General features: G+C 57.8%; 7 protein-coding genes, 1 tRNA gene and 1 pseudogene. 5 read left to right on the top strand and 4 right to left on the bottom strand.

Annotated features, from left to right (window positions below):
* Positions 1-55: 55 nt before the first annotated feature.
* Positions 56-499, bottom strand: a complete 444-nt coding sequence (locus ACYVG8_RS13645) for a winged helix-turn-helix transcriptional regulator (protein ID WP_460746061.1) — start codon at positions 497-499, stop codon at positions 56-58.
* Between the two features lie 211 nt (positions 500-710).
* On the opposite strand from ACYVG8_RS13645, the gene ACYVG8_RS13640 reads away from it, so the two are divergent.
* The 4 genes from ACYVG8_RS13640 (at position 711) to ACYVG8_RS13625 (ending at position 4,720) form a co-directional block, all read left to right on the top strand.
* Positions 711-1,712 carry an NADP-dependent oxidoreductase gene (locus tag ACYVG8_RS13640; RefSeq protein WP_028499809.1) on the top strand — a complete coding sequence of 334 codons (1,002 nt, stop codon included), beginning with the start codon at positions 711-713 and terminating at the stop codon, positions 1,710-1,712.
* Positions 1,713-1,764: 52 nt separating this feature from the next.
* Positions 1,765-2,559 carry an SDR family NAD(P)-dependent oxidoreductase gene (locus tag ACYVG8_RS13635; RefSeq protein WP_028499808.1) on the top strand — a complete coding sequence of 265 codons (795 nt, stop codon included), beginning with the start codon at positions 1,765-1,767 and terminating at the stop codon, positions 2,557-2,559.
* A gap of 67 nt (positions 2,560-2,626) precedes the next feature.
* A complete protein-coding gene (locus tag ACYVG8_RS13630) occupies positions 2,627-3,694 on the top strand; it encodes an alkene reductase (protein ID WP_028499807.1) in 1,068 nt (355 codons plus the stop codon).
* A gap of 441 nt (positions 3,695-4,135) precedes the next feature.
* The gene (locus tag ACYVG8_RS13625) at positions 4,136-4,720 is read left to right on the top strand and encodes a GNAT family N-acetyltransferase (protein WP_460746059.1); all 585 of its coding nucleotides are present in this window, start codon (positions 4,136-4,138) and stop codon (positions 4,718-4,720) included.
* Positions 4,721-4,861: 141 nt separating this feature from the next.
* On the opposite strand, the gene ACYVG8_RS13620 is transcribed toward ACYVG8_RS13625, so the two are convergent.
* Positions 4,862-11,464 carry a DUF3320 domain-containing protein gene (locus ACYVG8_RS13620; RefSeq protein WP_460746058.1) on the bottom strand — a complete coding sequence of 2,201 codons (6,603 nt, stop codon included), beginning with the start codon at positions 11,462-11,464 and terminating at the stop codon, positions 4,862-4,864.
* A gap of 269 nt (positions 11,465-11,733) precedes the next feature.
* Here ACYVG8_RS13620 and ACYVG8_RS13615 point away from each other — a divergent pair.
* A pseudogene (locus ACYVG8_RS13615) lies at positions 11,734-11,930 on the top strand (transposase); the annotation flags it as partial.
* A 192-nt stretch (positions 11,931-12,122) separates the two neighbouring features.
* Here the strand turns inward: ACYVG8_RS13615 and ACYVG8_RS13610 are convergent.
* Positions 12,123-12,195, bottom strand: a tRNA-OTHER gene (locus ACYVG8_RS13610).
* Positions 12,196-12,349: 154 nt separating this feature from the next.
* Positions 12,350-13,437 (bottom strand): IS3 family transposase gene (locus ACYVG8_RS13605; protein ID WP_460746057.1). Its coding sequence is split into 2 segments (ribosomal slippage): positions 12,350-13,185 and positions 13,185-13,437, totalling 1,089 coding nucleotides; the frame shifts between segments, so codons are not numbered across the junction.
* Positions 13,438-13,497 lie beyond the last annotated feature (60 nt).

The following is a 13,497-nucleotide window of genomic DNA, read 5'->3' as shown; positions in this document are numbered from 1 at the left end:
ATGGGCCGCCATCGGTGAATACGCAAGGCAGCCATCCGGTTCGCCAGATCGGCTGTCAGCTTTCATCAGGCGTGACCATGCGCATGGGGCGAGTCCCGATCTTCGCCCCCGTGCCTTCATCCACAGCGACTGCCTTGATTTCTTTGCCTGTTTCCGCGTCCAGGAAACGAGTCAGCTTGCCCCCGCCGCGGTATTGGCGTCCCCATGCGCCGATCATGAACAGTACCGGCAGAAAATCGCGACCGGCAGCAGTCAGCAGGTACTCCTCGCGCGGCGGGTGCTCCGAGTAGCGCCGCTTCTCCAGCAGCCCCTCCTCCGTCAATGCCGCCAGCCGGCGGGTCAGCATCGTCGGTGCAATGCCCAGGCTTTTCCGGAGTTGGTCAAAGCGGGTGAGGCCGGCATGGGCGTCCCGCAGGATCAGTATGCTCCATGCGTCACCGGCGACAGCCAGGCTGCGCGCGATCGGGCATGGGTCATTGCAACTATTTTCGCTGTTCATACTATTTTGATAGTGACTTGTTTTCAGATTGGTAGTAGTGTTCGTATCAGTTTGATACTAACACTTCAATGACAGGCAATCTACCCGGTACGGAGACTTGGTTGATGAGCACGAGCAATGCAGGTATCGCTCCGGTAACCGGAGCATTTTCAGACATCTGCGCAGCCGCAGCGGCGTGGCCGATGGGCAGTGCAGGATGAAAAGTCAGACCATGAAAGCACTCACTTTCAAACGCTATGGCAAGTCGCCCGGGATCGGGCTCACCGAAGTTCCCCGCCCCACGCCAAAAGCCAGCGAGCTGCTGGTACAGGTTTACGCCGCCGGCCTGAACCCGATCGACAATATGATTCCGACCGGGATGTTCAAACCGGTTCTGCCTTTCCGGCTTCCGGCCACCCTGGGCAGCGATCTGGCCGGCGTGGTGACCGGGGTTGGCAGCGACGTGACTCGCTTCAAGCCAGGCGACGCCGTCTTCGCCAGCGTCTTTGACCTTGGCACAGGGTCAATTGCCGAATTCGCGGTCGTGCCGGAGAGCGTTGCCGCGCTGAAACCGGCCAATCTGGACTTCGTGCAAGCCGCCTCGATGCCGATGGTCAGCCTCACCTCGTGGCAAGCGCTGAAGGAACGCGCCAATCTCCAGGCCGGCCAGAAAGTCTTCATCCCTGCCGGGTCGGGCGGAATCGGCACGCTTGCGATCCAGCTGGCAAAGCACCTTGGCGCCAGGGTGGGAACCACCGCCAGTACGGGCAATATCGAACTGGTGCGCGGTCTGGGCGCAGACGAGGTGGTCGACTACAAGAAGCAGGAATTCGAGAAGGTCCTGCATGGCTATGACGCAGTGCTTGGTACGGTCAGGGGTGATGTGATTGAAAAATCCATCTCCATCCTCAAACCGGGAAGCAGGATCGTCTCTCTCGTCGGCCCGCTGGATGCGGCATTCGCTCGTGCGAAACGGCTGAATTTCTTCCTGGCATTCGTATTCGGGTTGATGAGCCGCAAGATCATGCGCCAGGCAAAGAAGCGGGACGTCACTTACTCGTTTCTCTTCGTGCGTCCGGACGGCGCCCAACTCGACCACATTGGCCAACTGCTTGAGACGGAACGCATCCAGCCGGTAATCGACAAGGTATTCCCGTTCGAGCAGGCAAAAGAGGCGCTGGCCTATCTTGCCCAAGGCCATGCCAGGGGGAAAGTCGTCGTCAAAATGCGATGAGCAGTCCCCATCGAGCCCCTTTTTTTACTCACCTGACCAACAGAGAAAAACCATGAACTCATCCAGAAAAGTCGCGGTTGTAACCGGTGCCTCATCCGGTATTGGCGCCATCTACGCGGATCGTCTTGCCCGGCGCGGCTATGACCTGCTGCTTGTCGCCCGACGTGGCGACCGCTTGCAAAGTCTCGGCGCAAGGTTTGAGCAGGCTTATGGCATCAGGGCCGAAGCGCTGGTGGCCGACCTTGAAAAAGAAACCGACCTGACGGCTCTGGAAACCGTCCTCGCTGATCATTCCGCCATCCGGGTACTGGTAAACAACGCGGGTATTGCCAGACTGGGCCAGCTTGCCGAAGCGCCGCCGCAAGACTCGCTGGCGCAAATCGCCTTGAACATCACGGCGCTGACGCGCTTGACGCATGCCGTGCTGCCAGCGTTCAAGGCGCGCAACGACGGCATCATTATAAATATTGCCTCGGCACTGGCACTAGATGCGCTGCCGGTCAGCGCCGTATACAGCGGCACGAAGGGTTTCGTGCTCAACTTCAGTCGCGGCCTGCAGCAGGAGCTAGCGAATACCGGAATCAGGGTTCAAGTGGTGCTGCCTGCCGCCACCGCCACCGATCTTTGGGATATCTCCGGCGTGCCGCTGGCCGCGTTGCCACAAGAAACGGTGATGTCTGCCGAGCATCTTGTCGACGCCGCACTAGCCGGTTTCGACCAGGGCGAGTCGGTCACTTTGCCATCCATGGCTGATGCCGGCCTCTGGGAGCGATTCGATACGGCACGCGCCGAGCTGTTCGCTGCGATGCAAACCAGCCAGCCAGCACCGCGACTCCTTGCCCTCTGACCGCAGTCGGGCGAAGCGCCCTTGTCTCAATCCCGCCTGATCCAAACCCGACACACTGGAAACCTTGATGAGCAGCGCACTATTCACCCCCACCCGGCTCGGCAGCCTGCCGCTGAAGAACCGTATCGTCATGGCGCCGCTGACACGCAGCCGCGCGATCGGAAACCTGCCTAATGAACTGATGGCGCAGTACTACCGCCTGCGGGCGGATGCCGGGCTGATCATTACCGAAGGCACGTCACCGTCGCCCAACGGTCTGGGTTACCCACGCATTCCCGGACTGTTCAACGAAGAGCAGGTGCAGGCCTGGCGACGGGTCACCGATGGCGTTCATCAGGCCGGCGGCAGGATTTTTGTGCAATTGATGCACACTGGCCGGGTCAGCCATCCCGCCAACATGCCGGCCGGCGCCAGCGTTCTGGCTCCCTCGCAGGTCGCCGTTCCCGGCGAGATGTGGACCGACACCGACGGAATGCAGCAGCATCCAGAGCCACTCGAAATGAGCGAGGCGGACATTGCCCAGAGCATCGCCGAATATGCGGCATCGGCCAATCTGGCCATGCAGGCCGGCTTCGACGGCGTCGAGCTGCATGCGGCGAATGGCTACCTGATCGACCAGTTCCTCAATACGGCTTCCAATCTGCGCCACGATCGCTGGGGCGGCCCGGTCGAAAACCGCATCCGCTTCGCGGTTGAAGTCGCCAGGGCAACCGTTGCTGCCATTGGTGCCGGGCGCGTTGGCATGCGTATCTCGCCGTATGGCGTCTTCAACGCCCAGGTGCCGGATGCCGGGATGGATGACTTGTACCTGCGTTTGATCGACGAGTTGAATGCGCTCGGTCTGCTCTACATCCACGTCGTGGATCACAGCTCCATGGGGGCGCCGGAAGTCAGCCCCGCATTGAAAGCCAGGCTTCGTGCCGCGTTCAACGGGCAATACATTCTCTCCGGAGGCTACGATGTCGCCCGGGCCAATGCCGATCTCGACGCACAGCGTGGCGACCTGGTGGCTTTCGGTCGTCCGTTTATCTCGAATCCGGATCTGGTAGCCAGGCTGAAGTCAGGACAGGCCTTGGTGGCGCCTGATTTCTCTACCTTTTACACACCAGGAGAAAAAGGCTACACCGATTATTGAAGCCTGAGCCGGATCACATACTTGCATGACGATCAGGGAGCAAGCCGCTCGTGCATCACCCCCTTGAATTGAATCCTGCCGCTGCGGGGAAGCCTCGCTTCGCTCGTCCGTTTATCGTGGACGGCGTTTGTGGACAGTCTGAACCTGCTCTTCGGAGCAGGTTTTTTTGCGGACAAACGGCGGGAGTGAGCCTCCTTGCCAGTGAGTCACTGCGGGAACGCGCGCCTTTGCTCCCGGCGCCTTCGCACAGCCTGCTCACCGTCCATCAGGAGCCCGGGCAATTGATGGGGCCGCGCCGGTCTTTCCAGACATCCACGGCCTTCCGCTCCCCGGCTGGTTATGATATCCATTTGATAATCCTGTCCGGGGCAAGCGGGTCCATGGAGACTCGCTTCCAGCGGCCAGCCCCCCCGCCGGCACTATCCAGGGCTGTACCTCGCCGTGGTCATCCTTTCCCTGCTGGTCATGGCTTATGCGCAAAGAGGATTTATGGAGTTGCTGTTACTGGCTGATGAGCCATCTGCCGCAGGCATGGTTGCCTCATGGTATTTTGACGAATGGTGCCGCGACAGCGGCCATTACACTCAAGATCAGGTGCTGGCCAAGGTCATGGCTGCCACTCATGTCGACAGGGCGCAGCTGATCGTACTGGCCCGCCAGGCCGGTGAATGGGTGGGGGCTGCCGAGCTCAAGATCCGTGAAATGGCGATATTTCCCGAGTACGAATACTGGTTGGGTGGGGTATATGTCGTTGAAAAAGCTCGCGGACAGGGGGTCGCCTCCTTGCTGATAACAGAGATTCTCAGCCGTGCTCGTGGTGCAGGGATACGCAAGCTGTACTTGCAAACCGAGAACCTGACCGGTGGCGTTTATTGTCGTCATGGTTTCAAGGCCGTTGAGCACGTTAATTACAAAGGCGTTCATGTCCTGGTGATGGTGGCGGATACCGGCATCCCGTCATCACCCGTCCTGAATAGTGTTGACACCTGGACCGCAGAACAACCGCCGGAGCCACCCGGCAATTGACGCCCGCTGCACTGCATCGGGCGCCCGCTCATCTGCGCGAGCATGCCAAGCGGCCGGATTCGATTTGGGGAGGGCCCTTTCTGTAGCGTGGAGCATTACAACCTGTCGAGCCCTCAGGATCCCACTGGGCAACAGCCGGCCTCATACTTCGAGGCTCTTGACCATGCCCCCCCAAGCACGCTCCAATCGACTCCGGCTTATTGCGCTGAGTTTTCGCAAGCCAATTTCACGCGACATGGCCAGAACACCCGACTCCTTGTCATGTCCTGCATCCCTCATCTCGAACGCCAGTGCCTTTAACTCGGTCAATGAAATCTCATCGACCGAACGCACCGAGCCTACTGCTGGACGCCGGAACCGAGTCGCCCCGGCAACGTCACTGCCTTTGGGCCAGAAGAATGTACCAACGTCTTCCGCCTCACTCTCGTAGTGCAGGGATGCTAGGCGAACGACCCGGTCCTGGATGCGCGCACCTGTGCGCCCCCAACCATGCAGGCGTGCAATGCGGCGTGCCAGAACCTCATCCAGAACTGGGCCTTCGACGCTCACCACGTGCTCAATCATGCAGAGAAGACGCGGGTTGTACGCCACCTCGAAGAACGCTTCTGCGTCGACTTCGAAACCGGTCAATGCCAGGTCCACTTCAATGAACCGCGCCTCCGACGATGCATTATTGGATACGGCGCAAGCGTTTTGTGCATAGGTCAATGACGAGACATCCGCATCGTTCTCCGGTATGACGGGCTTTTCGATACCGCCTGACAATGCGCCAGTCGAGCCCTCGCTCGAGGTTGCCATGGCCCCAGCAATAGCTTGCCGTGCAAGTATTGCAGCGTCTTCTGCTTCTTTTGCCCGCACCACACGTTGTTCAGCCAGAAGTGACTCAAGTTGCCCATGAATTTTTTCGACGGTACCAGGCATGTCAATCCACCAGTCAGTCGACCAGATTCGCAGGATTTCCCATCCCAAGCCTCGCAATACCTGCTCACGGAGCTTGTCGCGATCCCGGGCCGTCGCCGAACGATGGTAGGTTGCCCCATCGCATTCAACACCGGCCAAATAACGACCCGGTGCGTCAGGGTCAACGACGCCAAGGTCAATGCGAAATGCAGACACACCGACCTGCGAGTGCAAAATCCATCCCTTTTCAGCAAGCGTTGCAGAGACGCTTTTCTCGAACAGGCTATCAAAATCACCAATGCTGCCAACAACGGCCTCGCCAAGTGCACGCGCACCACGGTCCGCAAACTCAAGGAAGTGCTTCAGGTCCCGCACTCCCAGCGCCTGCGTTCTTGACAGATCCATCTGTTCCGGCTGGAAGCTTCCGAACACCCGAAGCTCCTGGCGAGCACGGGTAATGGCAACGTTCAGTCGTCGTTCACCGCCCTGCTGGTTCAACGGACCGAAGTTCATGGGCATCGAACCATCAATACCTGGGCCATAAGTGATGGAGAAGTACATGATGTCGCGCTCATCACCCTGCACACTTTCCAGATTCTTGACGAAGACCGGCTCCGTCTGGGTCTCAAGGAAGTACGGTTCGATGGAAGGGTCCTTACGGCGTTCGTCATCCAGCAGGTTCTCGATGAGCGTTTGCTGCTCGGCATTGAACGTGACAACGCCAATGGTCAGTCCGCTTTCGCGGAATCTCGGCGACTTCAGCTTGCCGACGAGGTCCGCTACCAATGCTTTCGCTTCCAGTTTGTTTGTCCGTGCACCGCCGCGCTCGTATTGCCCGTTCGGCACATGATTGAAGCTCACAGCACGGTCGTTGGTCACAGGACTCGGGAACGTAACCAGATCCCCGTCGTAATAACGATAGTTAGAGAACGCAATCAGGCTTTCGTGGCGGCTCCGGTAGTGCCACGACAGCTTCATCGTGGGCAGGTTTGCACCGATACACTCTTCAAGAATGCTTTCGAGCTCAGTCTCGACATCACTGTCGTCGACATCGGATTCCGCGCGGTCAAAGAAGCTCGTTGGCGGCAGCTGCTTCGGGTCTCCGACCATGATGACCTGTTTCCCGCGCGCCATTGCGCCGATAGCATCCCACACCGGAATCTGCGACGCCTCATCGAAAACAACGACGTCAAAATTCGCGGTTTCCGCCGGCAAATACTGGGCGATAGACAGCGGACTCATGAGCAGGCACGGCGTCAGGCGCATGACAGCATCCGACGCTTGCGCCATTAGCTCACGCAGCGGCAGATGGCGGGTCTTCTTCTGCATCTCATAGCGCAGTAGCCCCCACTCGGAACCGCGAGATACGCGGTCAGGCGCAGGATGGCCAGCGGAAAGCTGTGCACGGACCAATGCCTGAGTGAGACCGATGAAACGCTCGTCCAGCTCTCGGAAATCACGAATCCGCTTCTCGTGTTCAGCAGAAACAAATGTTCGGAGAACTTCGTCAGCGTCGACAACCGCATTCAGCCACCAACGACAGTAGTCCGTTTCGAAGGTTTCCTTGACTCGGCCAAGCTGGATGGTGCCTTGCTCAAGACCCGTGACGATATTTGCCAGTCCCAGTGCAAATGCCTCTTGACGGGCCTTGCACCACGCACACCATGCGTTCAATCGGTTCGATGTGTTCAGGACGTCGTCCGCGCGCTGCATGACCTGCAGTGGCAGCAGCCCCCCAAGCGTTGTCTTGTCCGGCTCAGGCAGTCCGCTCGCAACAGAGAAGTGCGTGACGGCCTCATCCAGAGCATGCAACGCATCAGCATAGACCTGCCCCTCTCTGGCAATAGCGCCAGTCGGCTCAAGTAGGCCGTTGCTGTTGCCCAACAGCAATGCAACCGGAGCCTTAACGGCCGCAAGTGCTTCGGGTGTACTCGCGAGAATGGCGAGTGCACCAGACAATGTTTCAAAGAACCTGAGGACAGCTTCGACTGCCTCCAGCTTCGTTTGCAGCCCGTTCCACAGCCCAGACGTCTTGGCTGAAAGGTCTTCGAATTCCTGCAAGCGCCCACGCAGCAAGACCAGTTCGCGCATCTTTCTTAGATCAGCTGCGGCAGTGGCCCCAGCCCGCCCATTTTCAACGGCACCAAACCCATCGTCCTGCCATGTGCTGTTGTTGCGGGCGGCCGCCAATGCGCCCTGATAGATGACAAAGGCTTTCGCGACGGCCAGGTCCGTTTCATAGCCCGACCAGACACTATCGGTTTCACTGCCGAGTGCGGCCAACCGGTTTACAACCTGGTCAATCTGGCGCATTTCTCGCATGCGCTGGAGGTCTTCGCGCGCGACATCGCCACATTGCCCCCGGCTCACCGGGTCAAGGCCAATATCTTCCCATGCCTGCCGAGCGCGGGCCTGTTCAAGAGCCACCTGGAAACCGAGCGATGCGCGGGCAACGTCCAGCTCTGTCTTCAACCCAGCCCATGCATTGGACGTGAGCAGAGAAAGGTCGTCGAGGGGTTTTATCTCGGCTTGGAGTGCGTCAATCTTTCCGAGACGTTCAATATCGGGGCCAATGTTCGGTTCAGCTCCTCCTGTTGCCAGCTCCTTGAGCTTCCGAGTCAACGCACGACGCCGCATCACGCTCATTGGCCATGACGAACTCTGCAATTCTCGCCACTCTGCCTGAAGCTGCTGCACAGTGGCAGTCGGAATCCCTTCCTTGTAAGGAAGGGTCAGCTGGCTCAGAAGCTCCTGTCGGTTGCGCAACAGCTCAATGCCCGAAGCCAGCCGCGCCCGAAGCGTCTCATTCCACGGTGGCGAGAGTTGCGCGTGAAGCTCAAAATAACGGGAAAGCTGCGCGATACCGAGGCGAATGTCTTCCAGCACCTGATTGCTACAAGGCGACGACAGAGAGCCATGCAACTCACGATAACGCTCAACCAACGGAACGGCCTGACGCAGGCTGTCAGCAATCGTCTTCGCATCAGGGAGCAAAACAAACTGCCAGTCGTGGCCTGATGCCGCCGGCAGTGTCTCTACAAGCAACCGAAGCCCATCGCGGACACGTGGCTCCAGTTGCAATACCGGCAGCCCAATGGCAGCGGTAAGCGCAGCGGCAGCAGCCTCAAATTTGCGGACAGTGGGCCCGACGTGCCGAGCGGCTTCCAGCAGTTTGGCCTGCCAAAGGGGCGACCATTCGGTCTGAGCAACATGTGCTAGCGGATTAGCAGTGAGCTGTCCCTCTCCCATCACCTTGGCATGGACATCAAGTAACTCTGCCGCCTCACGCAGGACGCGCATGGCTGCCGCGTCGTGGACTTGCGCAGACGGCCAGGATAGCTGGAGAAGGGGCAGATCGTGGCCGACAACTACCTTACCGATAGCCTCGTAAACGCTTAGCCCGTTCAAATGCCGAGTGTGCAAATGTTCGACATAGCGGTTCAGTTGCGACCGAAGCCCCTCAAGCCGTGCAGCTTCCGCATGCCATTCATCTGGAGCCATCTCAGCAGCAGCATCCCATGACCTACGAAGTTGCTCTAGTACGTCCGTCTTGCGCGCTTTGCTCGAGTGAAGTTCAAGACAAAAATTGCCTAGGCCGACATCCGCGAGACGCCGATAAACAACATCGAGTGCAGCCATCTTTTCGGAAACGAAGAGCACGCGCTTGCGTTCCGCAAGACACTGCGCGATGAGGTTCGAGATGGTTTGGCTCTTGCCGGTACCCGGCGGCCCAATCAGTACGAAGTCCTTACCCTGACTGCCAGCCACGACTGCCGACAATTGCGACGAGTCTGCAGGCAGCGGGCAGAAGGTCTGCTTCACGGGCAACTCAACATCAAGCTTCCGAACATCAGGAAATTCAACGCTGCTTTCATACGAATCGCGTGGCGTTTCGATAAGGTGACAGACAACCGCATTCTGCTTCAGCTGTTCAGTGCACTCCGTCAGGTCCTTCCACATCAGGTGCTTGGCGAACGAGAATGTGGCGAGTACAACATCCTCAACAACCTCCCACCCTTTGATGTCCTTAACCGCATTGGAAACGGTCTTCCAGATACCCGCAACATCTAGCCCAGAATCATCCTTTGGCAACTCGGTATCCTGCACACCAAGCTCGAGCTCGAAGTCTTGACGCAGCATTTCGAGGAGCGTCGGATTAAAACGCGACTCATCGTCGTGCAGCTTCAGACTGAAACCAGAGCGTACGCTGCGGCGTTCCAGCGACACCGGAACCAGAATGAGAGGAGCGCGGTACCTTTTGTCTTCTTTTTCATCACGGGTCCATGATAGGAAGCCAAGTGCGAGGTACAGCGTATTGGAGCCCCCCTCCTGAAGAGAGGTCCGCGAAGAACGAAACAGCTCAACAAGGCGCGAGTCCATTTCGTCCTGCGCTAGGCCAACGAAGACCTCCTTGCGCTTCAATGCGTCGAGTGCATGCTGGCGGCGAATATTCTCGCGCACCCTCCCTTCATGAATGGCCTGGCTGCGGGGATCGTTTCCATCCATCAAGTCTGGACGGGTCAACAGCTTAAGAGCATGCCCTTCTGCCAGAATATCTTCGAGGTGGCCGGGGTCAGGGGCATCGAGTTTCAATGACTTCTTGCCGGCCTTGAAGCTGAGGAGACTGTTACGCAGCGAAAGGTCAAGTAGCTTGCGCTGCCATCGGGTCAGACGGTCTTCAGGGCGCTCAACCACTGTGCTTGGTTTTTCATCATCCAGTTCGTCCGGCAGGTCCGGCGCATCCTCAAACACCGACTGAATGTTCGCGGACTCTGTACCGAGCATTCCTCGCGCGACCGCCTGTTCGCTAGCCAGTGGTTTGATTCGTTGAAGGCGGGCTCGCTGGATGTCAACGGCCAGTTGGAAATTCTGCTCCTCTTCCTCTGAAATCTGTTCTTCGCCACGGCCAATGGCATAGCTGAAGGTAGGCAGCGGCCGTTGCGTGAGCAGGGTCGTCTCGAAAAGCACCATTTCCTTCAGCTTCACGCGTTTGCGCAATGCAGTAACATCGTCGACAACGGAGGTAGAGAATTCTTCGGCTTTGAGCCAGACCCCCGGAAATGCATGCCCCTTGGTAAACACCAGCACAGAATTCAAGCCAGCCTGTTCCAGAGCTGCACACATGAATAATGCAAGGTCGAGGCAGGTGCCAAGCCCTGAGTCGGCAACCTGGCTGGAACTACGCACTTTTTGACCCGTCTGTTCGAAACTGGCCGGTGGCAAGGCGTAGTCGAGCCCCATGGCTCCAATTGCGTTCCAGATGGCAGAGGCAAGTTCCCATGCACGCCGCGCACCACCTTGATAGCCGTCAATCGCTCCAGGCTTGCCAGCCTTCCTGAGAACTTCGGCAGCCTGCTTCAAGATGCGCTCAATGGCAGGCTCGTTAGGCTGGACGAACGCAGCGACCATGTCAGGCAGCGCTGACAAACCACCCCATTGATTACGCGGGAGCAATTCGACTGTTGACTCACTGGACGCGAGCTCAGCGGTAGCGTCCAGCCCTGTTGTAAGGCTGAACGTGACGACAGCCTTCTCGGACTCAGTCAGACGTCCGAGCAGAGCACCGTCAAGCGACAGGTCAAGGTCATTGATACGGACTGTCTGACCAGCGCCGACATGGTCAATGTGCCAGGCTTTGGGTTTAAGAAATGGAGGCTCGGATGCGGCCGTTAGCAGCAGCTCCTTAACGTCGGCCCCCGTCTCATTGATCACAGACAGCTCGCGCACGACCGGCACCGCATTCTGGAAGTCGGCCAGATTCACCTTGCTTGCTAGCGTGACCTGAATCCACACGCAACACGGCTGTGCCGGCGTTCCTGCCGATTCAAGGATATTTTCTTCCATCTGACCTCCAATCCGGTCCATTTCTTTTCCATCTGCAGCGATTTGGTCTGCCACCGATGTCCTGATGCACCCTACTGAAAAATCTACAAACCCTTAGCTGCAGGCGCGGGATGAACGCACACAAGATCTCAATGGTTACCAAAAAAGCATAACGACATAGATAGTACCAATAGACATCACTTTTGACATGAGCATCGTTTGACCCGCCATGGACTGCCCCAGGGTCCATGGGCACTCTCGGTCAACAATCCGAGCATGGGAGAAAGCCCATGCAGTCCCAGCGCTTTACCCTGGAACTCAAGGAAGAAGCGGTCCGGCAGATCGTCGGACAAGGCTACGCTGTCGCTGAATTCTCGGCCCGCCTTTGGCGTGTACGCGCATAGCCTCTACAAGTGGATCAAGGCAGTACGGCCCGGCAGGAGCGAACATGCCAGCGAGTTACTTGGAAACCAAGAGCGAGATCCTGTGATCTGCGGGCCCAATTTCACCAATCGCAACCGCCGTCATCTCCATCTGGGCGGAGTCAGTCCCGAGGACTTTGAGCAAGCCTCAATACAAGACTGCAAAGTGACATTATTTATCAGACAATACTGTCTAATAAGCCGTCTAAAATACCACGCAAAAAAGGGGTTAGCTTTCGCTAACCCCTTGATTCTACTGGTGCCGTTGAAGTGAATCGAACACTCGACCTACTGATTACGAATCAGATAAATGAGGCCAAAATCAACGGCTATTTTCAATAAAATCAAATAATTAGCCTACCCTGCATTACTTCATCTTACCTGATTTTACCGGGCCAACTGCAGCAAAATTGCAGCATGCAAAAGTCATAATTAAAGTTACCACGGTACTCCCCCCATTTTTAGCGGTCGCCAGAAGTAGAGGCTAGGCCATGATGGCCAATCGTTGTTTCGGTGTAATGCCACCGAGGGCCATGTTCGGGCGTTCGTGATTGTACGACCATAGCCATTTCGTGGCGTAGTCCTGGACCTCCGCGACGGTTTCGAACAGGTAATGCGCCAGCCAGTCATACCGTACGGTTCGGTTGTACCGCTCGATATAGGCGTTCTGCTGGGGCTTGCCTGGCTGGATGAACTGCAGCCTGATCCCGCGCTTTTCGGCCCAGCCTTTCAACGCTCCGCTGACGTATTCAGGGCCGTTGTCGCACCGAATCGCCTGTGGTCGACCACGCCACTCGATGATCTGCTCCAGCGCCCGAATCACCCGTAGTGACGGCAGAGAGAAGCCCACATCGATGCACAGCCCCTCGCGGTTGAAGTCGTCGATAACGTTGAAGAGCCGGATGCTACGGCCATCGGCTAATTGGTCGTGCATAAAGTCCATCGACCAGCTTTCATTCAATGCCTGTGGTACCACCAGCGGCTCCGGTTGCTCTCGAACCAGCCGCTTGCGCGGCTTGATACGCAGGTTCAGTTCCAACTGCCGGTAAATGCGATACACGCGCTTGTGGTTCCAGCCAAAGCCCTTGACGTTACGCAGGTACAGGAAGCACAGGCCGAAGCCCCAGTTGCGCTGGTTGTGGGCCAGCCTGACCAGCCAATCGGCAATAAGCTCGTTCTCTACCGAGCCCTTGGCACGATATCGGTAGCAGGTCTCACTCACACCAAACGCCGCACAGGCCGCCTTAACGGTCAGGGAGCGATCCCGCACGGCACGCATAGCCATCTCACGTCGATGAGATGGCTTTACCACTTTTTTTCGATGGCTTCTTTCAGGACGTCGGCCTTCAGGCGCTCCTCGGCGTACATCTTCTTGAGCCGGGCATTCTCTGCCTCCAGCTCCTTCATCCGTGTCATCAGCGCCGCATCCATGCCGCCATATTTTGCCCGCCATTTGTAGAAGCTGGCACTGCTCATACCGTGCTCACGGCATAGTTCCGGAACCGGCGTACCGGCCTCGGCCTGCTTCAGGATGGCGATGATCTGGCTGTCTGTGAATCGGGAGGTCTTCATGCAAAATCCCCTAAGGTGCTGCGGCTAGAAAATTCTACTTCTCGCGACGCTTACTTGTCG

Source organism: Microvirgula curvata (genome assembly GCF_054781615.1).
The sequence above is the reverse complement of the archived record's forward strand: the minus strand, read 5'-3'. Positions and strand labels throughout refer to the sequence as shown.

Excerpts from the sequence above, each read along its gene's own strand:
- ACYVG8_RS13645 (WP_460746061.1), bottom strand. The coding sequence starts at position 499 with ATGAACAGCGAAAATAGTTGCAATGACCCATGCCCGATCGCGCGCAGC.
- ACYVG8_RS13640 (WP_028499809.1), top strand. The coding sequence starts at position 711 with ATGAAAGCACTCACTTTCAAACGCTATGGCAAGTCGCCCGGGATCGGG.
- ACYVG8_RS13635 (WP_028499808.1), top strand. The coding sequence starts at position 1,765 with ATGAACTCATCCAGAAAAGTCGCGGTTGTAACCGGTGCCTCATCCGGT.
- ACYVG8_RS13630 (WP_028499807.1), top strand. The coding sequence starts at position 2,627 with ATGAGCAGCGCACTATTCACCCCCACCCGGCTCGGCAGCCTGCCGCTG.
- ACYVG8_RS13620 (WP_460746058.1), bottom strand. The coding sequence starts at position 11,464 with ATGGAAGAAAATATCCTTGAATCGGCAGGAACGCCGGCACAGCCGTGT.